Origin of the sequence: Lederbergia citrea (assembly GCF_018343525.1) — a bacterium.
Lineage (GTDB): Bacteria > Bacillota > Bacilli > Bacillales > Bacillaceae_C > Lederbergia > Lederbergia citrea.
This window is the reverse complement of sequence record NZ_JAGYPH010000002.1, coordinates 506,837-533,396: the sequence shown is the minus strand read 5'-3', so window position 1 is coordinate 533,396 and position 26,560 is coordinate 506,837. Positions and strand designations below refer to the sequence as shown.

29 protein-coding genes are annotated in these 26,560 nt (G+C 42.0%); all 29 read right to left on the bottom strand.

Going from position 1 to position 26,560, the window contains the following annotated elements:
• Positions 1 to 214 precede the first annotated feature (214 nt).
• Positions 215 to 1,075 carry a stage II sporulation protein SpoIIQ gene (gene spoIIQ / locus KHA88_RS11720; RefSeq protein ID WP_249306014.1) on the bottom strand — a complete coding sequence of 287 codons (861 nt, stop codon included), beginning with the start codon at positions 1,073 to 1,075 and terminating at the stop codon, positions 215 to 217.
• Between the two features lie 291 nt (positions 1,076 to 1,366).
• Positions 1,367 to 2,389 carry a stage II sporulation protein D gene (spoIID, locus tag KHA88_RS11715; protein WP_213122005.1) on the bottom strand — a complete coding sequence of 341 codons (1,023 nt, stop codon included), beginning with the start codon at positions 2,387 to 2,389 and terminating at the stop codon, positions 1,367 to 1,369.
• A 152-nt stretch (positions 2,390 to 2,541) separates the two neighbouring features.
• On the bottom strand, positions 2,542 to 3,849 hold the full coding sequence (gene murA, locus KHA88_RS11710) for a UDP-N-acetylglucosamine 1-carboxyvinyltransferase (protein WP_213098429.1): 1,308 nt from the start codon (positions 3,847 to 3,849) through the stop codon (positions 2,542 to 2,544).
• A 33-nt stretch (positions 3,850 to 3,882) separates the two neighbouring features.
• The gene (locus KHA88_RS11705; protein ID WP_213107770.1) at positions 3,883 to 4,632 is read right to left on the bottom strand and encodes a YwmB family TATA-box binding protein; all 750 of its coding nucleotides are present in this window, start codon (positions 4,630 to 4,632) and stop codon (positions 3,883 to 3,885) included.
• Positions 4,633 to 4,798: 166 nt separating this feature from the next.
• Positions 4,799 to 5,032, bottom strand: a complete 234-nt coding sequence (locus KHA88_RS11700) for a DUF1146 family protein (RefSeq protein WP_213098432.1) — start codon at positions 5,030 to 5,032, stop codon at positions 4,799 to 4,801.
• Positions 5,033 to 5,125: 93 nt separating this feature from the next.
• A complete protein-coding gene (locus KHA88_RS11695) occupies positions 5,126 to 5,527 on the bottom strand; it encodes a F0F1 ATP synthase subunit epsilon (protein ID WP_213098433.1) in 402 nt (133 codons plus the stop codon).
• A gap of 17 nt (positions 5,528 to 5,544) precedes the next feature.
• Entirely contained in the window at positions 5,545 to 6,954 is a 1,410-nt protein-coding gene (gene atpD, locus KHA88_RS11690; RefSeq protein ID WP_213107769.1) for a F0F1 ATP synthase subunit beta, read from the bottom strand.
• 169 nt (positions 6,955 to 7,123) lie between these two features.
• Positions 7,124 to 7,981 (bottom strand): F0F1 ATP synthase subunit gamma, encoded by an 858-nt coding sequence (locus KHA88_RS11685; RefSeq protein WP_213122004.1) that lies wholly within the window; start codon positions 7,979 to 7,981, stop codon positions 7,124 to 7,126.
• A 66-nt stretch (positions 7,982 to 8,047) separates the two neighbouring features.
• Positions 8,048 to 9,556 carry a F0F1 ATP synthase subunit alpha gene (gene atpA, locus KHA88_RS11680; protein ID WP_213098436.1) on the bottom strand — a complete coding sequence of 503 codons (1,509 nt, stop codon included), beginning with the start codon at positions 9,554 to 9,556 and terminating at the stop codon, positions 8,048 to 8,050.
• 31 nt (positions 9,557 to 9,587) lie between these two features.
• Positions 9,588 to 10,124, bottom strand: a complete 537-nt coding sequence (locus KHA88_RS11675; protein ID WP_213122003.1) for a F0F1 ATP synthase subunit delta — start codon at positions 10,122 to 10,124, stop codon at positions 9,588 to 9,590.
• A gap of 2 nt (positions 10,125 to 10,126) precedes the next feature.
• Positions 10,127 to 10,639: a F0F1 ATP synthase subunit B gene (gene atpF, locus KHA88_RS11670; protein WP_213098438.1), complete on the bottom strand. Its 513-nt coding sequence runs from the start codon at positions 10,637 to 10,639 to the stop codon at positions 10,127 to 10,129.
• Between the two features lie 196 nt (positions 10,640 to 10,835).
• The gene (atpE, locus tag KHA88_RS11665) at positions 10,836 to 11,051 is read right to left on the bottom strand and encodes a F0F1 ATP synthase subunit C (protein WP_213098439.1); all 216 of its coding nucleotides are present in this window, start codon (positions 11,049 to 11,051) and stop codon (positions 10,836 to 10,838) included.
• Between the two features lie 66 nt (positions 11,052 to 11,117).
• On the bottom strand, positions 11,118 to 11,828 hold the full coding sequence (gene atpB, locus KHA88_RS11660) for a F0F1 ATP synthase subunit A (protein WP_213098440.1): 711 nt from the start codon (positions 11,826 to 11,828) through the stop codon (positions 11,118 to 11,120).
• A gap of 21 nt (positions 11,829 to 11,849) precedes the next feature.
• Positions 11,850 to 12,227 carry an ATP synthase subunit I gene (locus KHA88_RS11655; RefSeq protein ID WP_213107767.1) on the bottom strand — a complete coding sequence of 126 codons (378 nt, stop codon included), beginning with the start codon at positions 12,225 to 12,227 and terminating at the stop codon, positions 11,850 to 11,852.
• A gap of 376 nt (positions 12,228 to 12,603) precedes the next feature.
• Positions 12,604 to 13,749 carry a non-hydrolyzing UDP-N-acetylglucosamine 2-epimerase gene (wecB, locus tag KHA88_RS11650; RefSeq protein WP_213122002.1) on the bottom strand — a complete coding sequence of 382 codons (1,146 nt, stop codon included), beginning with the start codon at positions 13,747 to 13,749 and terminating at the stop codon, positions 12,604 to 12,606.
• A gap of 6 nt (positions 13,750 to 13,755) precedes the next feature.
• Positions 13,756 to 14,385, bottom strand: coding sequence for a uracil phosphoribosyltransferase (gene upp, locus KHA88_RS11645; protein WP_213098443.1), 630 nt, complete (start codon positions 14,383 to 14,385; stop codon positions 13,756 to 13,758).
• Between the two features lie 345 nt (positions 14,386 to 14,730).
• Positions 14,731 to 15,966, bottom strand: a complete 1,236-nt coding sequence (gene glyA, locus KHA88_RS11640) for a serine hydroxymethyltransferase (protein WP_213098444.1) — start codon at positions 15,964 to 15,966, stop codon at positions 14,731 to 14,733.
• A gap of 131 nt (positions 15,967 to 16,097) precedes the next feature.
• Positions 16,098 to 16,670 (bottom strand): TIGR01440 family protein, encoded by a 573-nt coding sequence (locus KHA88_RS11635; RefSeq protein WP_346729056.1) that lies wholly within the window; start codon positions 16,668 to 16,670, stop codon positions 16,098 to 16,100.
• A 101-nt stretch (positions 16,671 to 16,771) separates the two neighbouring features.
• Positions 16,772 to 17,209 (bottom strand): ribose 5-phosphate isomerase B, encoded by a 438-nt coding sequence (gene rpiB, locus KHA88_RS11630; protein ID WP_213122001.1) that lies wholly within the window; start codon positions 17,207 to 17,209, stop codon positions 16,772 to 16,774.
• A 66-nt stretch (positions 17,210 to 17,275) separates the two neighbouring features.
• Complete coding sequence (locus tag KHA88_RS11625; protein ID WP_213122000.1) at positions 17,276 to 18,562, bottom strand: methyl-accepting chemotaxis protein; 1,287 nt, start codon at positions 18,560 to 18,562, stop codon at positions 17,276 to 17,278.
• A gap of 11 nt (positions 18,563 to 18,573) precedes the next feature.
• Positions 18,574 to 19,005 carry a low molecular weight protein arginine phosphatase gene (locus tag KHA88_RS11620; protein WP_213107762.1) on the bottom strand — a complete coding sequence of 144 codons (432 nt, stop codon included), beginning with the start codon at positions 19,003 to 19,005 and terminating at the stop codon, positions 18,574 to 18,576.
• Between the two features lie 102 nt (positions 19,006 to 19,107).
• Positions 19,108 to 19,623, bottom strand: a complete 516-nt coding sequence (locus tag KHA88_RS11615) for a manganese efflux pump MntP (protein ID WP_213122297.1) — start codon at positions 19,621 to 19,623, stop codon at positions 19,108 to 19,110.
• A gap of 102 nt (positions 19,624 to 19,725) precedes the next feature.
• A complete protein-coding gene (locus tag KHA88_RS11610; protein ID WP_213121999.1) occupies positions 19,726 to 20,775 on the bottom strand; it encodes an L-threonylcarbamoyladenylate synthase in 1,050 nt (349 codons plus the stop codon).
• A 214-nt stretch (positions 20,776 to 20,989) separates the two neighbouring features.
• Positions 20,990 to 21,727 (bottom strand): stage II sporulation protein R, encoded by a 738-nt coding sequence (spoIIR, locus tag KHA88_RS11605; RefSeq protein WP_249313072.1) that lies wholly within the window; start codon positions 21,725 to 21,727, stop codon positions 20,990 to 20,992.
• Between the two features lie 56 nt (positions 21,728 to 21,783).
• Positions 21,784 to 22,638, bottom strand: coding sequence for a peptide chain release factor N(5)-glutamine methyltransferase (gene prmC, locus KHA88_RS11600; RefSeq protein WP_213122295.1), 855 nt, complete (start codon positions 22,636 to 22,638; stop codon positions 21,784 to 21,786).
• Positions 22,639 to 22,649: 11 nt separating this feature from the next.
• The gene (gene prfA / locus KHA88_RS11595) at positions 22,650 to 23,720 is read right to left on the bottom strand and encodes a peptide chain release factor 1 (RefSeq protein WP_213107760.1); all 1,071 of its coding nucleotides are present in this window, start codon (positions 23,718 to 23,720) and stop codon (positions 22,650 to 22,652) included.
• Between the two features lie 296 nt (positions 23,721 to 24,016).
• Positions 24,017 to 24,625, bottom strand: a complete 609-nt coding sequence (locus KHA88_RS11590; protein ID WP_213098450.1) for a thymidine kinase — start codon at positions 24,623 to 24,625, stop codon at positions 24,017 to 24,019.
• 179 nt (positions 24,626 to 24,804) lie between these two features.
• On the bottom strand, positions 24,805 to 25,005 hold the full coding sequence (gene rpmE / locus KHA88_RS11585; protein ID WP_213098451.1) for a 50S ribosomal protein L31: 201 nt from the start codon (positions 25,003 to 25,005) through the stop codon (positions 24,805 to 24,807).
• A 140-nt stretch (positions 25,006 to 25,145) separates the two neighbouring features.
• Complete coding sequence (gene rho / locus KHA88_RS11580; RefSeq protein WP_213098452.1) at positions 25,146 to 26,438, bottom strand: transcription termination factor Rho; 1,293 nt, start codon at positions 26,436 to 26,438, stop codon at positions 25,146 to 25,148.
• Between the last annotated feature and the right edge of the window lie 122 nt (positions 26,439 to 26,560).

Here is a 26,560-nt window from a genome sequence, read left to right as displayed (position 1 = left end):
TGTGATGATATATGCACAAAATGCACAAGTACTATAAATGGAGTCGTTTTTTAGAAAAGTTATCATATAAAATGAACACTCATAATTTGTTTATTTCCCGAGAAATATGTCGCAGCTGAATTCGACAAAATTCGGGTGGTGCCTGTCACTTGTCGAATGAACTTATGCATGAAAAAAAAGACGGCCTTTTATTAGGCGCGCCTTCAAATAATTATTATTGTTCTAGATCCGTTTCAGTATCGGTTTCAGGGGAATGAGTGTCTTCTACTTCTTCAGTAGATTGTTTCTTATTTGCATCCTCTGATTCTTCAACGTTTGTAGCTTTATCTGTTTCGTCTCCAGCATCTAGTTGTTCTGATGCGGGAGCCATTTCTTTTTCAGCTTCTGATAAGGCAGTAAGCGGTTGTCCAAAGTAAGTTAATGGATTAAGCGCTACATTATCTTTTCTGATTTCAAAATGGACGTGATTAGCTGCTGCTAAGTTCAATTGGCTTGTACTTGATTTGGCAAGAATTTCTCCTTTTTCAACTAGGTCGCCAACTTTAACTTTCATGTCTTTTACCGATTGGTAAACAGTCACAATCCCTTTGTCATGCTCAATTTCAATAACATTTCCAAGCAATGGATCTTGGCGAGCCGTAACAACCTTTCCGCTGACTGCAGCCAATACATCGAATTCCTCGCCATTTTTTGCGGCAATATCGATTCCCGTATTTTGGCGATATTTACTACCATCTACGATGAGTGCTTCTTCCTGTTTGTCTAGTGGTGCATTTGCATCAAAAAATTGCGTAACAATGTTAACTTCATCTTCTTTGGTTACTGGCCATGCAATGTTTTCGAAAGATTGGTTAACTTCAACAACTGGTTCATCATTTGTTTTGCCAGTTATATTTTTGCCATTCTCCGAAACATTTGGAGATTTTGCAATGTCCTTACTGCTCGTTTGATACCATACAATCATGGAAATGAGCAATGCCGCACTGACTAGATAAACTGCTGGGAATACCCACCGCTTTTTGAAAAAATTTTTCCATTGAGAAGACTGATTCTTTTCTTCCTCTCTCATTTTCATCACCTCTGTCACCATTCTGAACAGAAAACCAGAATAATATACTTGGTAACAAAAATTTCGCTCTTTATTTTTCGACAAAGGTTAGGAAATTATACATTTATATTAAATTTGGTGGGTATTTCCTGTTTTTCGCTTTTGACAACGTCCATTTTGATTTGGACGTTCTCAATTTCCAATAAACCAAATAAAGGTGTGGATTAACGTACTCAAACTCCAAATTTTCGAGCAAGATGCCATAAAAAAATAAAAATGACTCGTATTATAGTAAATACGAGCCATCGGTATCCTTTTTCATTTCATCGCTAACTTCTTATCAAAAAATTGATTTACTTGTGTGATGGCAATGCCTTGATAATAATGGTTAACGATATCTTGATAGTTTTTTCCTTCTTTCGCCATGCCATTTGCACCGTATTGACTCATTCCAACCCCGTGGCCAAAGCCTTTTGTTGTGACGATGATTGAATCTCCTTTTCTGACCCAGCTGAAGTCCGTAGAACGAAGATCCAATTTTTCTCTAATTTCTCTGCCGGTAAATTCTTTGCCGCCAATTTTTACACTTGCCACTTTCTTTCCGGACGTTCTGCTGATGATGGTGCCTATATCACTTTGACTGCCAATGCTGACACCGAGTCTTTGTTCAAAATCTGATATGCTTAAGGCTTTTTGACTGATGAACTCAGGGGAGTCGCTGTCCCATGGGCTTTTTACGCTTTTTAAATATGGGATTTGGTTTTTCCAGTAATCTTCCGCGTTTTCTGTATAACCGTTGCTTGTTGAGAAGAATTGAGCGGTGATTGGCTTTTTATCATAAGTGAGGATCTCACCTTCTGTTTCTTTTACGGCTTCTGCTACTTTTTGATATTTCCATTTATAATCTTTGCCCCATAGTTTTTTAAGTTCATCTTTATTTTTATACACTTGATAGCTTACTGTATCAGATACGTCCGCGCCCTTCGGTATGTTATCGTCTCCAGAGGCGTTTAAGAGGTGGCTCACGACGAATGTTCTGGCAGCCAACGCTTGGGCCTTTAAAGCTTCCAATTCAAATTTAGCCGGCATTTCAGAAGCTACGACACCAATCACATATTCTTCTAATGGTAGTTTCTCGATCTTTTCCGTTTGGGTCCGAAATACAGCTACTTCCTTTGTCGTCTGATGCTTCACCTTTTTCTTTTTTGCAACAGGTTTTTCTTCATTTAGTTTCCCGCTAATATTCCCATTTTGAGCAGGCAGGACGAGCAAGGTCGGTATCGTGAATGATAATGCAATTAAGATTACGGCTAAAATTAGAACTGGTTTTAATGGTTTCATGCCTATGCCTCCAATACGAAATTAAGGCGACGAAAAGATCATCACCTTGGTCCATATATATGGTCTTGGACAAGCATTTATGCCAGACACTTTCAGAACAGAAAAAAGAACATGGCACTTACGGTATACCCGCAAATGCCATGTTCATGTTATTAAAGATCAGCTACTTTTGCTTGGATTGTTTTAACTTCTGGTTTTTCACTTTCATCTTTCACACGCTCAATATCTGCTCCTAGAGAACGTAGTTTCAGATGGAAATCTAAGTAACCGCGATCAAGGTGTTTCAATTCCGTTACGCGGGTATGGCCTTCTGCTTTCAAGCCTGCAATGATGAGAGCTGCACCTGCTCGCAAGTCGGTTGCAGCGACTTCAGCTCCTTGCAATTTGCACGGGCCGTTAATAATGACAGAACGTCCTTCGATTTTAATCTCGGAATTCATTCTGCGAAATTCTTCCGCATGCATGTAGCGATTTTCAAAAACCGTTTCAGTGATGACGCTTGTTCCTTGTGCACAAACAAGTAGAGCCATCATTTGTGACTGCATGTCTGTCGGGAAGCCCGGATGAGGCATCGTTTTAATATCCGCAGGCTTTAGTTTATCTGGTCCTATGACACGAAGGCCTGTTGGCTCTTCAATGATTGTTACATTCATTTCTTCCAGTTTTGAAATTACAGATGACAAGTGTTCAGGTACTGCGCCTTGAACAAGCACGTTGCCACCAGTAATGGCTGCTGCAATCATAAATGTTCCCGCTTCAATTCTGTCTGGGATGATTGTATGTTCAACGCCATACAATTTTTCGACTCCCTCGATGCGGATTGTACCTGTGCCAGCACCTTTAACAATACCACCCATGCCGTTCAAATAATTAGCAAGGTCAACAATTTCAGGTTCCTTCGCACAGTTTTCAATCACAGTCGTTCCTTCAGCTAAAGCTGCCGCCATCATGATGTTTTGTGTAGCTCCAACACTTGGGAAGTCCAAGTAAATTTTCGCACCTGTTAACTTCTCAGCTGTTGCCTCAATGAAGCCATTTTCAACTTTTACTTTTGCACCCATTGCTTCAAACCCTTTGAGGTGAAGATCAATCGGTCTAGAGCCAATTGCGCAGCCCCCAGGTAAAGCTACACGGGCTTTTCCTTGTCGTGCAAGTAAAGAGCCCATGACAAGCACAGATGCTCTCATTTTCCGAACGTATTCAAATGGTGCTTCTATGTTGAGCTCCTTTGATGCATCCACAATAATGGTTTTATTTTTAAATTCAACGCTGGCATTCAAATGGCGCAGCACTTCACCAATTGTATATACATCGGAGAGAGTCGGAACATCATGTATGATGCTCTTTCCTTCACTAGCCAATAATGATGCAGCGATCACAGGCAGTACGGCATTCTTTGCTCCCTCGACTTTAACAGTGCCGCTCAGCCTTTTTCCGCCGCGGACGATGATTTTTTCCAAGAGTATTCCCCTCCGCGTCTGTATTCTTTTATATTAATATTCAATCGTCAAGATGGGTGTGCCGACCACAATGGTGGTTCCGGGTCCCATTTCGTTTTTACGTAGTCCAATTTGCATATTCATTTGTTGGTTGGGTAAAGATAAGCTTTGGGCAAAAAGAGAGGAATATCCTGAAAGGGAGTAAAAATCTCCTTCTTTTACGGATTCAATTTCTTTCGCTTGAAGGGACTGCAAAAATCCATCCAAAGAAAAACGTCGAAATTCATTCAGTTCCTCACTGAATTCGCCTTTTATACAAGAGAAAATAATCGGCTTTTTGTCGAAAAGTGCATCGACTTTTGGATTCACTGCTTGAGCTACTTGGTTGGCAGTCTCTTTAGTGTCCCAGCTTGAACCCTTCGCTTCGTATATTATATACGAAGAGGATTGTCTATTTTTATCGGTTGATATGATTTTTATTGTTTCGCTGAACGCTCCATGATCGATATAGCCAATGATGGAAACAGTGTCTGTCGCAAAGGATGTAGACCATTGCATGTCTGGATACTGTTCTTCAAGCTGTTGTCCTTTAGTCAACCACTCATCCTTTGATGAAAGATAGACGGATTCTCTTGCATATAAAGACCATTCAATGATTGCGCCATTATGACTTTTGATAAGCTGTGCTAATTTGTCAACATCAGTGGAGATTTGCGCTGCATTGGTGTTATTCCCAATAAAAATAATGATGAAACCAAAGCTTAAGATTAATTGTACCAATATGAAAAATTGTCTATTCTTCATGACCTCTCCCCCTAATTACAGTGTTTCCACTCTGGGGAAAGTAATACTTAAAGAAAACCGCCAGCAATAGACTTTTATTGACTGGTTTCTTTCGACATTTTTCGAGGTACTTATCAAATAATATACAAAAAACCAATTGTTGAAAACATGCCGGAAGTCCTATTATTTAAAAAAGGTGCTTTAGTTGCTGTGACCAGTTTAAATAATCGAGGAAAAAATTACTGACAGATGATCCAATGACAATTGTTAATAAAATGTAGAGAAGCCTAGCTTGAAAGACACGGTTTCCTCTAAGTAATTTATCAAAATGTAATGCTTGAAGTGCATAAAAGGCTATTCCGATAAAAAATAAATGTGAGATGATACTTATTAATCCCTGCTGGGCTACATCTTCTAGCATCTAGAAACCTCCTCTTCATGCATTTCTTAGATGCCTGCTATAAGTTTGGACACCTTCCGACCCTATGTCAGAAGGTGTCCTGTTTGTTTTTACTTATTTATGGCTATATACATCTATACGGTTCATGGCTCTTTTCAGTGCCAGTTCCGCCCGTTTAAAATCAACGGCATCTTGTTTTCCCTGAAGACGGTCTTCTGCGCGGTGCTTTGCTTCTTCCGCGCGGGCAATATCAATGCTTTCTGACCGCTCAGCTGTTTGGGCAAGAATGGTTACCTTTTCCGGGCGAACTTCTAAAAAGCCGCCGCTGACTGCTACGTATTCAGTTTCGCTGCCCTTGTTAAGGCGAACAGCGCCAATTTGAAGCGGAGCAACCATCGGAATGTGGCCTCGGAGAATTCCGAGTTCTCCCGATTCTGCTTTTGTGCTGAGCATATCTACTTCAGAGTCATATACCGGACCGTCGGGAGTGACAATACTAACATGCAATGTCTTCACCTACACTACCTCCCGGATTATGCTTCGACGCCCATTTCTTGCGCTTTTTTGATCGCATCTTCAATTGGTCCGACAAGACGGAAAGCATCCTCAGGAAGATGGTCATATTTACCTTCAAGTAGCTCTTTGAAGCCTTTTACAGTGTCCTGTACTGGTACATAAGAACCAGCTTGACCTGTAAATTGTTCAGCTACGTGGAAGTTTTGTGACAAGAAGAATTGAATCCGGCGTGCACGGTGAACAGTCAGTTTATCTTCGTCTGAAAGCTCATCCATACCTAGGATTGCAATAATATCTTGCAACTCTCTGTAGCGTTGTAGTGTTTGCTGAACTTGACGAGCAACTTCGTAATGCTCTTCCCCAACGATTTCTGGCGAAAGTGCTCTTGAAGTAGAAGCTAATGGGTCAACCGCAGGGTAGATACCCATTTCTGAAAGCTTACGCTCAAGGTTTGTCGTTGCATCAAGGTGAGCAAACGTTGTTGCTGGAGCCGGGTCAGTATAGTCATCCGCAGGAACGTAAATCGCTTGGATAGATGTTACTGAACCAACGTTTGTTGATGTAATACGCTCTTGAAGTTGACCCATTTCCGTTGCAAGTGTCGGCTGATAACCAACCGCTGAAGGCATACGGCCGAGAAGGGCAGAAACCTCAGAACCTGCTTGTGTAAAGCGGAAAATGTTGTCGATAAAGAACAGAACGTCCTGTCCTTGCTCATCACGGAAGTACTCAGCCATTGTCAAACCAGTCAATGCAACACGCATACGTGCTCCTGGTGGCTCGTTCATTTGTCCGAATACCATCGCTGTTTTATTAATAACGCCTGAATCTTTCATCTCGTAGTAAAGGTCATTACCTTCACGTGTACGCTCTCCAACACCAGCGAATACTGAAATACCACCGTGCTCTTGAGCGATGTTGTTGATCAATTCTTGGATTAGAACGGTTTTACCTACACCCGCACCACCGAAGAGACCGATCTTACCACCCTTAATGTAAGGAGCAAGCAAGTCAACAACTTTAATACCTGTTTCCAAAATTTCAACCTCTGTGGAAAGCTGATCAAATTTCGGTGCTGCACGGTGAATCGAATCACGGCGTACACCTTCGTCAAGTTTCTCATCAAGGTCAATGTTTTCACCTAAAACGTTGAATACACGTCCAAGTGTAACGTCACCAACTGGCACGGAAATGGGTGCACCTGTATCGAGGACGTCCATACCGCGCTGTACGCCGTCAGTGGACGCCATTGCGATTGTACGAACTGTATCATCGCCAAGATGAAGGGCAACTTCCAATGTCAACTCGATGTTTGCATCACCTGCACTTGTAACTTTAAGTGCGTTATAAATTTCAGGGAGCTGGCCATTGGCGAATTTCACGTCAATAACCGGACCCATTACTTGTAGAACCTGTCCTTTGTTCATCATTTCCCCTCCTACCTGGGTTATGGTCTTTCCAATTTACATTTACTTGTCTAGCTCCAGCGCCTAGCCCCTCGAGGTCACAAGCCAATTCCCTGTGGTGGCTGAAGAACTGCCTCCTCGGGAATCGTCTTGTGCTTGTCGGGGCTGATCAAGGCGCTTCCGCTTTTCGTTATTCAAGTGCCGCTACTCCACCGACGATTTCAGTGATTTCCTGAGTAATCATCGCTTGGCGTGCACGGTTAAATGATAATTTTAAGCTGTCGATTAACTCACCAGCATTATCAGTTGCACTCTTCATTGCTGTCATTCTAGCTGCGTGCTCACTTGCTTTTCCATCAAGAAGTGCCCCATAAATAAGGCTCTCTGCATATTGCGGAAGCAAGACTTCAAGGATTGCTTCAGCTGATGGTTCGTACTCATAAGACATAAGCTTTGTGGTAGAACCAAGATCAGTGAGCGGCAATACTTTTTTCTCTGTCACTTCTTGTGTCATGGCGCTGACGAAGTGGTTATAGTACATATACAATTCGTCAAAAGTGCCATCTGAGAACATACCAACCGTTTTACTCGTAATTTCCATGATGTCGGCAAAAAGCGGCTGATCAGGAAGTCCGTTAATTTCAAGCACTACGTTCATATTTCTTTTGAGGAAAAAGTCACGTCCCATCCGACCGATGGCGATGATCGCATACTCGTCATCTGATTGATGGCGTTCACGAATTTTCGTGTAAACAGCACGCAAGATGCTGCTGTTGTATGGTCCTGCCAGACCACGATCGGCAGTGATGACTAGATATCCCGTTCTCTTGACTGGACGGGATACAAGCATCGGATGGTTCACATCTTTACTTCCAAGTGCGATGCTGGTGACCACTTCTTGGATTTTCTCCATATATGGAACAAATGATTTCGCATTTGTTTCAGCACGGTTCAACTTTGCAGCAGATACCATTTGCATCGCTTTGGTAATTTGGCTTGTTTTCTTCGTCGAGTTAATTCGGGATTGAATCTCACGTAAGGATGCCACTGATTCTCACCACCCTTTATTCAAAGTTGGGGATGAAACGGCCAATGACCGTTTCACCTTTATTAATTATTCGCTTTTAGCAAAAGTTCTTTTGAATGTATTTAACGCATCAACAAGCTCTTCGTTTGCAGGAAGCGCTCCTGTTGTACGGATTGTTTCAAGCAGTTCAGCGCGGTTATGGTCAAGCCAAGAATAAAGCTCAGCTTCAAAGCGAAGAACGTCAGTAACTGGAATGTCGTCCAAGAATCCATTTGTCAAAGCAAACAAGATCATAACTTGCTTTTCGACTTTGATTGGTTTATTCAAGTCTTGCTTCAACACTTCAACCGTACGCATACCGCGGTTAAGTTTCGCTTGTGTCGCTTGGTCAAGGTCAGAACCGAACTGTGCAAATGACTCAAGCTCACGGAAAGCGGCAAGGTCAAGACGCAGTGTACCTGCTACTTTTTTCATCGCTTTAATTTGTGCAGACCCACCAACACGAGATACAGAAAGACCTGCGTTAATCGCTGGGCGTACACCTGAGAAGAACAAATCAGATTGCAAGAAAATTTGTCCGTCAGTAATTGAGATAACGTTCGTTGGAATGTAGGCAGAAATATCTCCCGCTTGTGTTTCAACGAATGGAAGGGCAGTCAATGATCCGCCGCCTTTTGCGTCACTCAATTTCGCAGCACGTTCAAGTAAACGTGAGTGCAAGTAGAAAACGTCTCCCGGATAAGCTTCACGGCCTGGAGGACGGCGAAGTAGCAAGGAAAGTTCACGGTATGCAGCTGCTTGTTTAGAAAGGTCATCATAAACAACAAGTACGTGCTTGCCGTTGTACATAAATTCTTCACCCAGCGTAACTCCTGTATATGGAGCTAGGAAAAGAAGTGGAGCTGGTTGTGAAGCTGATGCTGAAACTACGATTGTGTAATCTAGCGCTCCGTGTCTACGAAGTGTTTCAACTGCACCGCGTACTGTTGATTCTTTTTGTCCAATCGCAACGTACACACAAATCATGTCTTGGTCGCGTTGGTTCAAAATTGCATCGATTGCTACTGTTGTTTTACCAGTTTGGCGGTCACCGATGATTAGCTCACGCTGACCACGACCGATTGGAACAAGTGCGTCAATCGCTTTAATCCCTGTTTGCAGAGGTTCATGAACCGATTTACGGTCCATTACGCCTGGCGCTGGGCCTTCGATTGGACGTGATTTTGTTGTATTAATTGGGCCAAGGCCGTCAATCGGCTGACCAAGTGGATTCACGACGCGACCGATCATTTCTTCACCGACAGGAACTTCCATGATGCGTCCTGTACGACGAACTTCATCGCCTTCACGAATATCTGTATATGGTCCAAGGATAACGATACCTACGTTACTTTCTTCAAGGTTTTGCGCCATTCCAAGAACGCCGTTAGAGAATTCAACAAGTTCTCCTGCCATGACATTGTCCAGTCCATAAGCACGGGCAATTCCGTCCCCAACTTGGATGACTGTACCAACATCACTTACTTCCATATCAGCCTGATAATTTTCAATTTGCTTTTTTATCAGCGCACTGATTTCTTCAGCTTTGATGCTCATGAATTTCACCCCTCATTTTTCAAGTCTTTCATTAAGTGGTCAATGTACGTTCCAGACGGTCAAGCTTGCCGCGCAGGCTACCGTCAAATATACGATTTCCAATGCGGACTTTCATGCCGCCAAGAAGATTTGTATCAACTATATTTTCAATGTTTAATGAGCGTCTGCCGACTTTTGGTGCAAATGATGCTGAAACAGAATCCGCTTCTAAAGCAGTGAGTGGACGAACCGTATACACTGTTGCTTCTGCAATTCCATTTTCTTTATTTGCTAATTCGATAAACGAACCCGCGACATCAGCGATATCGCTCTCTCGGTGACGGTCAATTAATAACATTAATGTGTGTGATACGAATGGCGATACGCCTGAAAAAACACTTTTCAATAAGTTTTTCTTCTCATGAAGAGACATATTTGGAGAAGTAAGGAGCGTAATGAAGGCTGGGTTTTCCTGAACAGCCTTTCTAACAACGCGCAGTTCTTCTTCCATTTTTTGAACGATATTGTGTTCTTTAGCTAATTGGAAAAGAGCTAAAGCATAGCGTTCTGCGACAATATTTTGGCTCATCGCTATTCTCCTGCCCTTTGAATGTAGTCATTGATCAATTTTTGCTGATCTTCTTCATTCAATTCTTTTTCAATAACTTTAGAAGCAATCATGACAGACAATGATGCGACTTGTTCACGTAAAGCTGCAACTGCCTGCTCTTTTTGCTGTTCAATTTCAAGACGCGCTGATTCTTTCAAACGCTCTGCCTCTTGGCGTGCCGTTTGAATAATATCTTCACGCTGTGCTTCGCCATGTTTTTTCGAGTTCTCAATCATTTCTTGAGCTTCTAGGCGCGCTTCTTTCAATAATGCTCTTTGATCTTCCAGCAATTGATTGGATTCATTGCGGCTTTTTTCAGCAGCCTCAATTTCACCAGCAATATGCTCTTCACGCTGAATCATGATTCCCATTAATGGGCCCCATGCTACTTTTTTCAAGATAAACATTAAAAGCGCAAAGGCTGCAATTGTAAAAAGGATATCTCCACCGTTAAAAGTACCGGTAGCAGCTCCAAGTGCGAAATTAGTAAGCACGTTTGCTTCACTCCCTTCAAAAATGAAGACGCAATTGTATCATCGCGCCGAATAGGTGTTTGAAGATGCTGATATATGTATCGACAGCATTTTTACTTATTCTTTACATAAAGCAATGGCGAAGATTCCCAGCTAGTGAGCTTCGCCATTTTCAAGCTTTTATCAAGAGCTAATTCATCCTATGGTAGGACGAAGCTTATACTCTTCCTTGTAGCATGAACGCGATAACCGCACCCATGATAGGAATCGCCTCAACGATACCTACACCGATAAACATTGTTGTTTGAAGCATACCACGTGCTTCTGGTTGACGTGCCATACCTTCTACTGTTTTAGAAACGATCATACCGTTACCAAGACCTGCGCCTAATGCTGATAAACCTATTGCGATTGCTGCTGCTAATGCGTACATTATGAATTTCCTCCTCGTTTTATAAAAAAATATTTATTGGTCTGTCCTATTATGAACAGGTATATATTAATGGTCTGAACTCACTTTGTGTGAGATATAAACCATCGTTAACATAGTAAAAATAAATGCTTGTAGTGCGCCGACAAAGATACTAAATCCTTGCCATACCATAAGAGGAATGATTCCTCCAACAGCACCTAAGAAACTGGCTGAACCAACTGCAGCCAATAAACCAATCAACACTTCACCTGCATAAATGTTTCCGTATAGACGGAGACCGAGGCTGATCGTGTTTGCAAATTCCTCAATAATTTTAAAGGGGAACATAAATCCTACTGGCCTGAAATAGTCGCGCCCATATTCCTTGGCACCTTTCATCTTCACCCCGTAATAATGGGATAAACCGATAACCATTACTGCCAATGTTAAAGTAATGACAGGGTCGGCAGTCGGTGATTTCCACCAGAGATTATCATGTACGATAAGTGCGAATGGCAGTCCGAGCATGTTGGATACGAAAATAAACATTAATAATGTTATACCAAGCAAATGAAAGTTCCCGCCGGTTTTCCAGTCCATGTTGCTTTTGACAATACCTTTTACAAAATCCATGATCCATTCCATGAAGTTCTGCATGCCAGTTGGCTTCATATGTAGATTCCGGGTGGACAGGACTGCGATTAAGATGACGACCAATGCTGAGACCGAAATCATTAAAACGTTTGATAAGTTAAACCATAGCCCCCCAATGTTGACTAGTGGTGCTCCATGATCCAATCGAGTTCACCTCTCTTCCCGCTATTCGTGGGATTTAAAAATTTGTTGTAATGCAAAATCTATCATAATGACGGCATAGGCTGTCATTACTCCAATAATCACACTTACTAAATGAAAAGTATCCGGATACTTTCCGGCAATATAAACGGCCAAAATAACAGTTGCCATTCTTACTAGCGTACCTAGTGAACGAACTTTTTTTCCCGAAGTAAAAGCTTCGCCAAAAATCGTCGTTTTCCTTACTAAATACCAGTGATTAAAAAGGCTTACAGATGTGCCGAGTATTAAACCCATAAAGATGGATTTATAGCTCGTGAATCCCCATCCCAATACATAAATCGACAAAAGATATAATATGTATTTGCAGTGCCTGTAGAATAATTGTTGGAGTTCCGGCATATCTTTTTTAATCTCCTGAAAAGAAATGTCGAACTTTGTGGGCCAATGTGAAACGTTTCAACTTGGCATTGAAGAGTTCGATGAAAAGCTAGTGTTCAACGATTACCAAAAGCATGTGCGCGCTCATGCCCGGAATAGTTGCGAATAAACGAAATAACGTATTAGTCATACCCTTTGTTAGCATACAATAGCACTATATCAAAGTCAACGTGTTTCCAGTATTTTTCAACTATGGTTTCCGGGTGTTTGGGGATTGTTCACAAAATCATCAAAAATTATTCAGAAGGTCGGTTTTCGACTAAATTTGACAGCTGGGTTTTTGTGGATTTTGCTCCAAATAAAAAAAAAGACGGAGTTTCCGTCTTTTTCCTAGTGATTAAGCTTTAAATGTATCTGGCTTGTTTTTACGATTACCAAAATGATACAAAATGGCGTCGCAAATCCGCGACGAAGCATGACCATCTCCGTATGGGTTCGCTGCATTGGCCATTTTTTCACATTCAGCATTGTCAGTCAGCAGCTGTGTTGCCAGTTGATAAATCGTTTCTTCATCTGTCCCGGCTAGCTTCAACGTGCCTGCCTCAATACCTTCCGGCCGCTCGGTCGTATCTCGAAGAACGAGGACTGGGACGGCAAGTGAAGGTGCTTCTTCCTGAACACCACCTGAATCAGTAAGGATTAGGTAAGCACGGTTGGCAAAGTTATGAAAATCAATTACGTCGAGTGGTTCGATTAAATGAATCCTCGCATCATTTCCGAGGATCTCATCAGCAAGCTCCCGCACGACTGGGTTCAAATGGACTGGGTAAATGACTTGAACATCAGGTTGTTCGTTCACGATTCGCTTGATCGCACGGAACATATTCCTCATCGGTTCACCCAAGTTTTCTCGGCGATGCGCCGTCAATAAAATCAAGCGGTCATCGCCGAGCTTGTCCAATACCTCATGGCTATACTCATCTTTTACCGTCGTTTTCAATGCATCGATCGCTGTGTTGCCTGTAATAAAAATCGTTTCTACATTTTTATTTTCATTTAATAGATTTTGCGCCGCCTTCTCAGTCGGTGAAAAATGCAAATCTGCGATAATGCCTGTCAATTGACGATTCATTTCTTCAGGAAAAGGAGAATATTTATTCCAAGTCCGTAAGCCTGCTTCCACATGACCAACGACAATTTGATTATAAAAGGCTGCTAAACTCGCAATAAACGTCGTGGAAGTATCGCCATGTACGAGCACGATATCTGGCTTCACTTCTTTCATCACACGGTCGAGTCCTTCCAAACCACGGGTCGTTACATCGATAAGCGTTTGGCGATCCTTCATAATGTTCAAATCATAATCTGGCTTAATATCAAATATGTCGAGTACTTGATCAAGCATTTGCCGATGTTGGGCAGTCACTGCAACGATCGCTTCAAATTCGTCCGAGCGCTTTTGCAGCTCCAACACGAGCGGAGCCATTTTAATTGCTTCCGGCCGAGTTCCAAAAATGGACATCACTTTTACACGTTTTGTCATGTCAGCTTATTTCGTACCAAATAAACGGTCACCTGCATCACCAAGTCCAGGAACGATATAGCCTTTTTCATTCAATTTATCGTCAAGGCCAGCGATATAAATATCCACATCTGGATGGGCTTTTTGCATTACCTCGACTCCTTCAGGTGCCGCAATTAAACACATAAATTTAATATGCTTCGCTCCGCGGCTTTTCAGCGAATCAATCGCAGCAACGGCAGAACCACCTGTAGCAAGCATCGGATCTACTAAAATAAAATCGCGTTCTTCTACGTCGCTTGGAAGTTTTACATAATATTCAACAGGTTGTAATGTTTCAGGATCACGGTAAAGGCCGATATGACCCACTTTTGCGGTAGGAATCAAGTTAAGGATGCCATCAACCATCCCGATACCAGCCCGAAGAATGGGAACAATGCCTAATTTTTTTCCGGCGATCACTTTTGATTTTGCTGTACTAACAGGGGTTTCCACTTCAATTTCTTGGAGCTGCATATCCCTCGTAATTTCGTACATCATCAAAGTTGCCACTTCATCCACAAGTTCGCGGAATTCCTTCGTTCCCGTGTTTTTATCCCTAATAAATGTTATTTTGTGTTGAATGAGAGGATGGTCGAACACATATACTTTGGCCATGGTATCTCTCCTTTAATTTGGGTCATGCCGAAAGCAGCGGATATTTTTAACATGCAGCCAAAACTGGTTGCTATTACCTGCATTATTCGACTTGTCGTTGATTATTCTACCGAAAAGTAGGGTGTAGAGCAAGATAAATAGGAAATATGTTATACTCATTTTTTTAAAAAAAATAAAACGAGCCGCTCCTAATTTTAGAAACAGCTCGTTTTTCTATTTATTATTCGTCTAGCTCCGGCGCCTAGCCCCTCGAGGTCAAATGCCCTTTCACCATTGAAGTCAAAAGTCGGACTTCATTGGCGAAAGAACATTTGCTTGTCGGGGCTAAGCAAGGCGCCTGCGCTTTTATTCGTATAATGCAAATTTAGAAGTTAATGCTTCAACGCGGTTACGGGCTTCATCCAATTTAGCTTCATTATCGTGATTTTTCAATATAAATCCGATCAGGGCTGCAATTTCATCCATTTCTTCAAGCCCAAACCCTCTTGAAGTGACAGCTGGCGTACCGATACGAATTCCGCTTGTCGTAAATGGACCTTCCGGGTCGTAAGGAATCGTGTTTTTGTTTACTGTAATACCGACATCGTCCAATACTTTTTCAGCTACTTTTCCTGTCAAGCCAAATGAACGCAAGTCGAGTAAAAGCAAGTGATTGTCCGTTCCATCTGAAACAAGGTCAATCCCTTCTTTTTTCAACGATTCGCCAAGGCGTTTTGCATTATCAATGACGTTTTGGATATAAGTTTTGAAATCATCGCTCAGTACTTCACCGAAAGAGACTGCTTTTGCTGCAATCACATGCATCAGTGGACCACCCTGCAAGCCAGGGAAGATCGCTTTATCAATTTTCTTTGCAAATTCTTCTGTACAAAGAACCATACCGCCTCTTGGTCCGCGCAATGTTTTATGAGTTGTAGTTGTAACGAAATGTGCATATGGAACTGGATTAGAATGAAGTCCAACAGCAACAAGTCCTGCAATATGAGCCATATCGACCATTAAATAAGCGCCGACTTCATCAGCAATTTCCCGGAATTTTTTAAAATCAATTTCGCGAGGATAAGCACTGGCTCCAGCAACGATCAGCTTAGGTTTATGCTCTAATGCCTTCTGACGAACATCTTCATAATTGATTAGATGGCTTTTTTCATCTACACCATATTCAACGAAATTATATTGAACACCACTGAAGTTAACTGGGCTTCCGTGTGTCAAGTGACCGCCGTGAGATAAATTCATACCAAGAACCGTATCGCCTGGTTCTAGAACAGTAAAGTAAACGGCCATATTTGCTTGAGAGCCGGAATGAGGCTGCACGTTGGCGTGCTCTGCTCCAAAAATCTCTTTTGCTCGGTCGCGCGCAAGGTCTTCAGCAACATCGACATATTCGCAGCCACCGTAGTAGCGGCGTCCTGGATATCCTTCTGCATATTTATTAGTTAAAACAGAACCTTGGGCCTCCATGACCGCTTCGCTTACAAAGTTTTCAGATGCAATTAATTCAATTTTTGTCCGCTGACGCTTCAACTCATTTTGAATAGCTTTATATACTTGCGGATCTTGTTGTGCAATTATGCTCATTTCGCTCCCCCTCATCAATTTACCGATTATTAATAGTTGTTATAAATTCTTTTCCATTTTACCATGAAGGATAGTGCTTGCCAAACGATTTTTCGTTTTTTACCGGCTAAAACTGAACATTATTGTCAAAATTAGCATTGATCGTTCAGTTTTCCTCGTTCATATACAGCTCTCGCACCACCGATTAGTTTGTTTCGCGTCGTCGCAATGGTTACGTGCGCATTTCCGAGTTGCTTTTGATTGATGCGAATTGGAACGGCTACATGCTTTAAATGCATACCGATAAACGTATCACCGATATCAATTCCAGCATCCGCTTTAATAAATTCGACGACCACTGGATCATCAAAATGATCATAGGCATAAGCAGCCATCGATCCTCCTGCAGTTGGGACGGGAATAACGGATACTTCATCCCATCCTTTTTTGGCGGCTGTTTCTCGTTCCACAACCAATGCGCGGTTCAAATGTTCACAGCATTGAAAAGCAAGATGAAAATTCTGCTCATTGGCATACTTTTTCAGTTCAGTAAAAATCATCGATGCCGCTTCCATGGTTCCAGAAGTTCCAATTCTTTCACCAGCAACTTCTGAAGTGGAACAGCCAATTACGAGAACCTTCCCAGCCCCAAGCCTTAATTCCCCGCTACACTCCTGAACAATCCTCTCCATCTCCGCACGCCATTCATCAATCGGCAAAGCCACAGAACTCCCCCCCAACAACTAGCTGATTTTTCGACATTTTTCGGGTGGTGCCTGTCACCACCCGGTATTGTTTCGACATAATTCGGGGAGTGACAGGCACCTCACCCTTCGTAGTTTGTGATTTTGGTGATGCGTGTTTGGTGGCGTCCGCCTTCGAATTCGGTTTCGAGCCAGGTTTTTGCGATTTCTCTCGCGAGTCCCGCACCAATGACGCGTTCTCCCATGGCCAGTACGTTGCTATTATTGTGTTGACGTGTCGCTTTCGCACTGAAAACGTCATGAACGAGAGCACAGCGAATTCCCTTTACTTTATTAGCGGAAATGCTCATGCCAATTCCTGTTCCGCAAATTAAAATACCGCGGTCATATTCTCCCTTTGCCACTTTTTCCGCAACCGGTAGTGCATAATCCGGGTAGTCCACGGAATCTTCGCAGTCACAACCAAAATCGTCATACTCTATCTTCATTTCTTCCAGCAAATGTTTAATTTCTTCACGGATATGAATGCCACCGTGATCAGACGCTAAAGCTACTTTCATGATAATGCCTCCTTTTTAATAAGAAGACAGGTCCAATTGAACCTGTCCTGTTTGTTTATTTCCCTATTATAATGTGAAACGAGAGATTGTGTCTTTTAATTTGCCAGCTTGGTCCTTCAATTGCCCCGCAAGCTCGTCAATTTCTTCCATGTCCTCCGCTTGTTTCTTTGATTGTTTCGCCACTTCCTCTGCACCCGCGGACGTTTCTTCAGCAATCGCTGCGACCTCTTGTGCTTGCATCGATGTTTGGTGGACGCTTTCCATTTGATTGTCGACGAGCTGAGATATATTTTTCACCGCAGAGGCAGATTCATGAATCGTTTCTGTCATTTCGGCGATGGCTTTATTTGTTTGCGTCCCTTTTTTCACTTCATTATTTGCTGAACCTACTTGCTCAGTAATTTGTTTTACGACATTTTCAACTTCCACTTGAATGTTTTGAATGAGATCTGAGATACCTTGGACAGCCTTTGCGCTTTCATCTGCCAACTTTCTAACCTCTTCAGCAACTACAGCGAAACCTTTCCCATGCTCTCCTGCTCTTGCCGCTTCGATGGATGCATTTAAGGCAAGCAAGTTCGTCTGATTTGCGATATCACCGACAAGTTGAATGATTTGCTCCACTTGTTTTGCATTCTCCTCAAGCCTGCGTACAGCTCCAAGTGATTCACGATTATCTTCTGCAAGCTTCCCAATCCCATTCACAAGTGATTGAACAACTTGCTGACTGTCTTTCAATTCCTTCACCATCAGCTCTGAAATTTTCTCTGATTCCCTTGCCTTTTCCTGGACTTCCTTGGCGATGTTACTAATATCTTCCACAGATTCGGCTGTCGCTTGAATGGCTGCGGCTGAGCTTTCTGCCCCCGCTGAAATTTCGGTAATTGTATGGGCTGCACTTTCAGCCTCGTCAGCTGCATCCATCGATTTTTTGGAAATAGCAAGGACACTTTCATTGGTTTGGCTAAAATTCGCTTCGATACGGTGAACCATTTCTCTAAAATTATGGAGCATTTGATTAAAAGCTTTTCCAAGCGCATTTATTTCATCGTCTACATTATTTACTTCTACATCTGTACGAATGTCGCCTTCACCTGCTTTAACAACGGCATATTCCAGTCTTTGTAATGGAGCCGTAAGCAGGCGAGCTCCAAAATAGGCAAGTATCCCTGACCAAATAATCCCTAAAGACAATGTGATAATGACGAATAGTTGCTGACTCATATAATCAGAAACGTATGGATAAACAAAACCAAGAAATAAAGCACTTGTCGTAAAAGTTATCAAAGCTAGCAGCGTTGTAAAAAGCACAAGTCTTTTTTGCAATCCAAACTTATATTTTCTCTTTTTCATGATCCATTCCCCTAATCTTTAAAAATGCGATTGATCAATTCTTTTAATTCAGCAAAGGTAGACCGGTATACATGAATATCTCCCCCATAAGGGTCGATCACATCAAGAGCAGCATCTGGGCCATTCACATATTCCTTTAAAGTGAAAATTTTATCAGCTGCACCAGGGAAGTTATTCATAAGCATCGCTTTATGGGAAGCGGTCATTGTGAGCACAAGCGACGCCCATTCAATATCCTCTTCCTTCAGCTGTCTTGATTGATGTTTGAGTTCAATTCCATTTTCTTTTAATACATTGAGTGTATGTAGAGCAGCATCTTCTCCTTCTACTGCAAATAAACCAACCGATTTCGCTTCACCCTTGTCTAGCCACTGATGATTAAAAATTGCTGTAGCCATAGGGCTTCGGCACGTATTTCCAGTACAGATGAAAAGAATATTCAAAGTCGAGCCCCTCCTTTAGGTCAAAAGTCAAGATACTAAGTATTATGACATATATTAACAAAAAGAGACAGCATCCATAAGACACTGTCTCTTATTTTTCAATTATAAAGGTAGAAGTAATTTAATTCCAAAGATAATTAACACGATGCCACCAAATATTTCCCCATATGGACCCAGCAAGTTTTGAACTTTTCTGCCAAGCAGAAGTCCCCCCCATGTGAGGCCAAGCGCGACAAACCCGAAACATAGAACGGCGATTGCCGCTTTAACACCGTACATTCCGAGACTGAGTCCTGCTGAAAAACTGTCAAGACTCAAGATGAACGAGAATATAATCAATCCAAGACCAGCTGGTGAAAAAAATGAATTTCGCTCCTCGTGGAAGCAAAAAATGATCATTTGCAATCCAAGTATAATAAGCAAGATTCCACCTATATAGCCGGTAATTTTACCAAAAGTATCTGATAATAGATGTCCGGCAAGAATACCCACTAACGGCATTAACACGTGGAAAAATCCTACTGTTAATCCTATGTAAAAGATCTGTCTCATTCTTAATTGGTAGATTCCCAACCCAAGAGAGACAGAAAAAGCATCCATCGCCACCGCGAATGCCATAATGAGCAAAGTAACTAATTCTGGGAGCACTATTCACCTTCCCCTTTCCCTAGGACATGCCTATAAGGGAACATATGCAAAAAAAGGGGGAAGTAGACTAGTTTAGATGTTTTGGCGGAGCCATTTATGTCCTGCTGCTTTGTCAAGACGATTCATAATTGCCGCTCCAACTCCCTCTTCAGGGAACACTTCTGAAAAAATGATATCAACCTGCTCCTCATCAAAAGAACGGAGTGTATGGAAAAGGTTATGTGCGACGGTTGTCAAATCGAATCTGCTTCCACAGTCTAGAACGATATCCGCATCATATTGTGGATAAGATTCAGTAGATGTCAAGACGCCAACTTTAAAACCTTCATTTCGTTTTTCGTTAACCAAGTCTTGAATCCATTTTTGATCTCCATCCGCTAAAAATAGCGGAGCGGAAGGTGCATAATGCTTATATTTCATTCCCGGGGATTTCGGTTTTTCTTCGAGTCTCATTAGAGCCGGATCGATCTCCACTTTTCCGATGACAGCTTCAATTTCTTCTTTAGAAACACCACCTGGTCGCAAAATGACCGGAGTCTTTCCCGTACAGTCAACAACTGTAGACTCAAGCCCGACACCCGTCGGTCCTCCGTCAACAATCCCCGCAATGCTTCCGTCAAGATCTGTTCGTACATGGTTAGCAGTTGTCGGACTTGGTTTTCCAGAGCGGTTTGCACTTGGTGCCGCAATTGGTAGATCGGCAGCCGAAATTAAGGCAAGTGCAACCGGATGGTCAGGCATACGGACAGCGATCGTATCTAGGCCTGCAGTTACAAGCTCTGAAACAGCTCCAGCTTTTTTTTGGAAAATAAGGGTCAATGGACCAGGCCAGAAGGCGTTCATAAGTTGTTCAGACTTTTCCGGAATGACAGTGGATAACTCCCGAAGCTGATTAACATCAGAGATGTGGACAATTAATGGATTATCGGCCGGCCTTCCTTTCGCAGCGAAAATTTTAGACACTGCTTCATCGGATTGAGCATTGGCACCAAGGCCGTATACAGTTTCAGTAGGAAAAGCCACCACCTCGTTATTTTGCAAAAAACGGGCAGCTTCTTCAAGCTGTGGATAATTTATTTTGTTATCCTCAATTTTATCCACAGACCAACATACTGTTTTCATTTTTATTGCCTCATTCCTGTAACATAGTAATAAAGTAGTAACTTATGATAAAATCTATATTTCTACAAGTTTCGCAGTTTTATTTTTTCTTTTTGCATGTGGGTTATTCACGAAGTTATACACATATTGTGAATAACTTTGAGGATACAGTGGATAACTTTGGCTTTTTTTGTGAATAACCTTAATAAGTTATCGCTTCTTGTTAATATTGTTTTCAAAATAATTTATTAAATAGTTCTACTAAGAAAAATTTCACTTCAACTTCGTCTTCTTTTTCAGCTGCAAAGGGAACGGTTTTCTCTGCTGATTGAGACGATCGTTTGTTCTCCACAGGTTTATCCACAACTGCTGTTACTTTACTTTCTTCCTTCGCTTTTACATCAGCTTTATCCACATCCTCCTCATCGAAGCCGGGACTCACAGCAAGACTGTTAGAGAAATCTAGGAAACAAAGGGGTGGAAAAAGAACACACCACCAATTTGCACCACTGCCTTCGCCAAGAGAAATGAGGATTGCTTCGTATGTTCCAGCAGGATAAAGATATTGGCCATACAGTTTAGTAGGAAATTGAACATTTCCAAATTCTACTTTTACTGAATAATCGAGACCTTTTTCCGCCAGCTCTTGCTGTGCGATTTTATCCACATCGGGTAAATGAGAGGTAATAACCGACCTTGCTTCGTCAATGGATGTTAATTCTTCCACCCATTTCGTAATTTCGGCGTTCACCGCATCGCGGATCGCCCTTTTCGCCTCTTGATCGGTGTCACTGTCGCTATTCGGAATAATTCTTAGCCTGATCGCTTCTTCAGGGATAATCAATGGATCTTCGGCTGCAGCCATCTCCTGCTTCGGAATCATCAAACTAGCAATTGTACCAATCACAAGTAAAAGCAAATACATCCACGCTATATGTTTTCGATAGAATTTATGATTCATATAATTCATCATCCACACCTGCCCCTTCTACAAGGCAGTATGGACAATGAATTTAGTTTTTATACAATTCAAATTTCAATAAGGACGATTCGATCTTTCCCATTAATGTCAAAAATAATTTCAGTATGGCCTTTCGGGAAAGCTTCCCTCATCATCCCTGCTACAGATTCACCTTGCCCCGCGCCAATTTCGAAACAAATGAGCGCCTTTTCATTTAAGATCTTCGGAAGATCTTGCGCAAATCTCCTGTAAAAATCGAGACCGTCCACTCCGCCAAATAATGCATTGTGAGGTTCATGCTCACGAACCACTTCGCTTAAAATTTGCTCCTCCGCATTTGGTATATATGGAGGGTTTGAAAGGATAATATCCCATTTCTCACCTTCATTTATAAATGGATTTAGCAAATCCCCTTGGCGAAATTCAATTTCAGCTCCAAGTTTTGTGGCATTTTCACGGGCTATTTTTATCGCCTCTGTGGAAATATCCGAAGCTGCCACTTCCAATTCCGGACGTTCTAATTTCATCGTGACCGCAATGGCTCCGCTCCCAGTTCCGATATCTGCCAGTTTAAGGGGCTCACTCGAGGGCCCGAAATGCTTATTGATCCGATCAAGCACCGCGACGATAAGTTCCTCGGTTTCCGGTCTTGGGATGAGCACATGCTCATTGACAATAAACCGGCGGCCATAAAATTCTTCGTAGCCGATAATATGCTGAACAGGTCGACCTGACGCATGGTCTTTTACAGCTTGTGCGAATCGCTCCCAATCAACAGCCGACAATTCCATTCTTTGTTCCGCAAAAAGAGTAGACCTACTGATGTTTAATATCCACATCATGAGCAGTTCTCCGGCATTTTCATCTCGATTATGTTCTTTTAAAAAAGAAGAAGCCCAATGGAGGGCTTCAAACAGTTTCATCTGCTTCATCTTTATTCTTCCACACTCTCAAGTTTTTTCGATTGATCTTCAATCACTAGAGCATCGATGAATTCATCCAGCTTGCCTTCCAAAATCTGATCAAGCTTTTGAATCGTTAAGCCAATTCGGTGATCTGTCACCCGGTTTTGCGGAAAATTGTACGTACGGATACGTTCGGAACGGTCACCAGTTCCGACAGCTGACTTCCTATTTGCATCGTATTCAGCTTGTGCTTCCTGCTGAAACTTATCATACACGCGCGCGCGCAGTACTTTCATCGCTTTTTCTTTATTTTTAATTTGTGATTTTTCATCCTGACACGAAACAACGACACCTGTTGGAATATGAGTTAAACGAACAGCTGACATCGTCGTATTAACACTTTGTCCGCCTGGACCGCTTGAAGCGAAAGTATCGACACGAATATCTTTTTCATGAATATCGATTTCCACTTCCTCCGCTTCCGGAAGCACCGCAACTGTCGCAGTCGACGTATGGATACGGCCGCCTGATTCTGTTTCAGGAACACGCTGAACACGATGTGCGCCGTTTTCATATTTCAACTTAGAAAATGCGCCATTTCCGTTAATCATGAAAATAATTTCTTTATAGCCGCCAAGCCCTGTGGAATGCGCTTCAATCACATCTGTTTTCCAGCCGTGGTTTTCAGCAAAACGGCTATACATACGGTAGAGATTTCCGGCAAATAAGGCTGCTTCATCTCCGCCCGCGGCACCACGAATTTCCATGATAACGTTTTTATCATCATTCGGATCTTTCGGAACGAGTAAGATTTTCAAACGGCCATCCAATTCCTCAATCCGATCTTCCAATTCACCAATTTCTTCTTTTACCATCTCACGCATCTCTGCGTCCATTTTATCATCCAGCATTTCTTTTGCTTCTTTATATTGAGTTTGAACTTCTTTATATTCACGATATACTTCAACCGTTTCCGCTATGGCAGACTGTTCCTTCGAATATTCACGAAGTTTTGCCGCATCACTGACAATTTCGGGATCGCTCAAAAGCTCATTCAGCTTATCATAGCGCTCTTCCACGTATTGTAATTTGTCATACATATTCTTTCACCTCTATTTGCATAAGTGCACTTCTATAGTATAACGTTCGCTTTATTCAAAGCAAATATTTCTTTAAGGAAAATTAAAAAAGGGCATTCGTCGGCTTCAAAAACTGGATTGACGTCCTCAATAGTTGAAATAGCGAAAATGATGGCGTTAAAAACTGGATTGAGGACTCGATTTCGAGAAGTTTAAAAACCGAGTCCTCATTAGAAATTCTCAAGATCTATTTAAGAAAAAACAAGAATTCATTAAATAAAAAATCAGCCCATGACGAAATCACGGACTGTTTAAAGTTATTGGCCATTTTTAATTAATTCCGCATTAACCCCAGCAGGAACTTCATGGTGGTGGCGACATCTCGCTTCATATGCTTCAGAAGCCCCGACTAAAATGATGGGATCGTCATAGCATGCAGGATTTCCGTTAATGAGTCGTTGGGTTCTGCTTGCTGGGGAACCGCACACTGCGCACACTGCATGAAGCTTTGTCACAAGTTCTGCGATCGCCATTAATTTCGGCATCGGGCCAAATGGTTCGCCACGGAAATCTTGGTCCAGTCCAGCAATCATTACTCTGTGACCACTGTCAGCAAGCTGCTGTGCCACGGCAACAATTCCCTCATCAAAAAATTGCGCTTCGTCGATTGCAACTACATCTATCTCAGCATTCACTCTATGTAAAATTTCCGCGGATGCTGCAACAGGAAGCGCCGTAATGGCTGTACCATTATGCGAAACTACTTCGTGAACACTATAGCGGTCATCTAATTTCGGTTTAAAAACCATAATGCTCTGTTTAGCAAATTGAGTCCTTCTCACACGGCGGATCAGTTCCTCCGATTTTCCTGAGAACATGCTGCCACAAATCACTTCGATCCAACCTGATTGTTTCATCATCTCCATAAGATGGCCGCTCCTTTCAATCCTGTTATATACTTTCCCCTATATTGATGTAAAACATCTTTTTAGGAGTAATTCCATCCATTTTCCTGATTCTAGGCAATAAAAAAACAGGCAAGCATTTCTTGCCCGTTTTTTGGGTCTGTATGTGTCTAGCTCTTGCGCCAAGGCGCTTCCGCTTTTTACTTAAGACCGTATTTTTTATTGAAGCGGTCAACACGACCATCTGCAGTTGCGAATTTTTGACGTCCTGTGTAGAATGGGTGGCATTCTGAACAAATTTCAACGCGCACGCCGTCTTTTACAGATCCGCTTTCAAATTCATTACCACAAGCACATTTCACCATAACTTTTTTATATTCCGGATGAATTCCTGCTTTCATTACCTTTCATCTCCTTATGCCCTGAATCATTTGCTGAAACAGAGTTATATATAACGATGTGAAGTCTTCAACAGCTCACATTCATTTTAAAAATCACAGTTTTTATTATAACAAGGACGTGCACAGATTGCAATAAGAAATCATCGGTTCGAAAGAATTCCTTTTGCGTTTGCATTTCCTTTCATTTCAGTTGCCAGCATATTGAAAAACTCTTCGTTTGTTTTAGAGGTTCTTAGTTTGCGTAAGAATTTCTCTGCGAAGTCAGGTGAGTCTGACATAACTTTACGCAGTTTCCATAATTTTTCAAGCTGATCTTTCGGAACGAGCAGCTCCTCTTTTCTTGTTCCTGATCGACGAATATCGATCGCTGGGAAAATTCTTCTTTCCGCAAGTGAACGGTCTAAATGGAGCTCCAAGTTTCCTGTCCCTTTAAACTCCTCATAAATAACGTCGTCCATCCGTGAGCCTGTATCGACAAGTGCAGTAGCCAAAATCGTTAAGCTTCCGCCTTCTTCAATATTCCGGGCTGCACCGAAGAAGCGCTTCGGACGGTGGAAAGCTGCAGGGTCGATACCACCTGACAATGTTCGTCCACTTGGAGGGATGACAAGATTATAGGCGCGGGCAAGTCGGGTAATGCTGTCCATAAGAATGACGACATCCCGTTTATGCTCTACTAGACGCATCGCTCGTTCAAGGACAAGCTCGGCAACTTTAATATGGTTTTCCGGAACTTCATCAAACGTAGAGCTGACCACTTCTGCATTAACAGAACGTTCGATGTCGGTTACTTCCTCTGGACGCTCGTCAATCAACAGAACAATGAGCTCTGCTTCCGGATTATTCGTTGTAATTGCATTAGCGATTGATTTCAGAAGCATTGTTTTACCTGCTTTTGGCGGTGCAACGATCAATCCACGTTGACCAAATCCGACCGGTGAAACCAAATCCATGATTCTAGTAGATAAATTATTTGGGGTTGTTTCGAGTTTAATTTGGCGATCAGGATAAAGTGGCGTTAATCCAGGGAAATGAACACGTTCCTTTGCGTTTTCCGGATCGTCTCCATTGACAGCTTCTACGTGTAAAAGCCCAAAGTAACGTTCGTTTTCTTTTGGGGGACGAACTTTTCCTGAAACTTTATCTCCATTTCGTAAATCAAAGCGACGGATTTGTGAAGCGGAAATATATATATCTTCTGAACTTGCCGTATAATTAATCGGTCTTAAAAATCCAAAGCCTTCTGATTGAATGATTTCAAGAACGCCTTCCATGAAGAAGAAGCCTTCCCGCTCTGCTCTCGCTTTTAGGATTGCAAAAATCAGTTCTTTTTTCGTCAACTTGCTGTAATATGAAACTTTATATTCACGAGCTAATTCATAGAGTTCTTTTAGTTTCATATCTTCTAATAATGAAATTGTTAATTCAGCCATTTCGACACCACACTTTTTCTTATTCAAAATATTTTATATTTTTAATAGCTTTTATCACATTAAAAAACAGAAAAATAAATTTTACTATTCGCCTGACTCTTGTTGAAAATTTTCTTTTCATT

Excerpts from the sequence above, each read along its gene's own strand:
- rpmE (WP_213098451.1), bottom strand. The coding sequence starts at position 25,005 with ATGAAAGCAGGAATTCATCCGGAATATAAAAAAGTTATGGTGAAATGT.
- spoIIR (WP_249313072.1), bottom strand. The coding sequence starts at position 21,727 with ATGATGAATTATATGAATCATAAATTCTATCGAAAACATATAGCGTGG.
- KHA88_RS11705 (WP_213107770.1), bottom strand. The coding sequence starts at position 4,632 with ATGAAGAATAGACAATTTTTCATATTGGTACAATTAATCTTAAGCTTT.
- rho (WP_213098452.1), bottom strand. The coding sequence starts at position 26,438 with ATGGCTGAATTAACAATTTCATTATTAGAAGATATGAAACTAAAAGAA.
- atpA (WP_213098436.1), bottom strand. The coding sequence starts at position 9,556 with ATGAGCATCAAAGCTGAAGAAATCAGTGCGCTGATAAAAAAGCAAATT.
- upp (WP_213098443.1), bottom strand. The coding sequence starts at position 14,385 with ATGGCCAAAGTATATGTGTTCGACCATCCTCTCATTCAACACAAAATA.
- rpiB (WP_213122001.1), bottom strand. The coding sequence starts at position 17,209 with ATGAAAGTAGCTTTAGCGTCTGATCACGGTGGCATTCATATCCGTGAA.
- glyA (WP_213098444.1), bottom strand. The coding sequence starts at position 15,966 with ATGAGCATAATTGCACAACAAGATCCGCAAGTATATAAAGCTATTCAA.
- KHA88_RS11615 (WP_213122297.1), bottom strand. The coding sequence starts at position 19,623 with ATGGCATTCGCGGTGGCGATGGATGCTTTTTCTGTCTCTCTTGGGTTG.
- KHA88_RS11675 (WP_213122003.1), bottom strand. The coding sequence starts at position 10,124 with ATGAGCCAAAATATTGTCGCAGAACGCTATGCTTTAGCTCTTTTCCAA.
- atpD (WP_213107769.1), bottom strand. The coding sequence starts at position 6,954 with ATGAACAAAGGACAGGTTCTACAAGTAATGGGTCCGGTTATTGACGTG.
- spoIID (WP_213122005.1), bottom strand. The coding sequence starts at position 2,389 with ATGAAACCATTAAAACCAGTTCTAATTTTAGCCGTAATCTTAATTGCA.
- wecB (WP_213122002.1), bottom strand. The coding sequence starts at position 13,749 with ATGACAAAACGTGTAAAAGTGATGTCCATTTTTGGAACTCGGCCGGAA.
- spoIIQ (WP_249306014.1), bottom strand. The coding sequence starts at position 1,075 with ATGAAAATGAGAGAGGAAGAAAAGAATCAGTCTTCTCAATGGAAAAAT.
- prmC (WP_213122295.1), bottom strand. The coding sequence starts at position 22,638 with ATGAAACTGTTTGAAGCCCTCCATTGGGCTTCTTCTTTTTTAAAAGAA.
- KHA88_RS11625 (WP_213122000.1), bottom strand. The coding sequence starts at position 18,562 with ATGAAAAAGAGAAAATATAAGTTTGGATTGCAAAAAAGACTTGTGCTT.
- prfA (WP_213107760.1), bottom strand. The coding sequence starts at position 23,720 with ATGTATGACAAATTACAATACGTGGAAGAGCGCTATGATAAGCTGAAT.
- KHA88_RS11590 (WP_213098450.1), bottom strand. The coding sequence starts at position 24,625 with ATGGAGATGATGAAACAATCAGGTTGGATCGAAGTGATTTGTGGCAGC.
- atpE (WP_213098439.1), bottom strand. The coding sequence starts at position 11,051 with ATGTACGCATTAGCAGCAGCAATCGCAATAGGTTTATCAGCATTAGGC.
- KHA88_RS11655 (WP_213107767.1), bottom strand. The coding sequence starts at position 12,227 with ATGCCGGAACTCCAACAATTATTCTACAGGCACTGCAAATACATATTA.
- KHA88_RS11610 (WP_213121999.1), bottom strand. The coding sequence starts at position 20,775 with ATGAAAACAGTATGTTGGTCTGTGGATAAAATTGAGGATAACAAAATA.
- KHA88_RS11700 (WP_213098432.1), bottom strand. The coding sequence starts at position 5,032 with ATGCTAGAAGATGTAGCCCAGCAGGGATTAATAAGTATCATCTCACAT.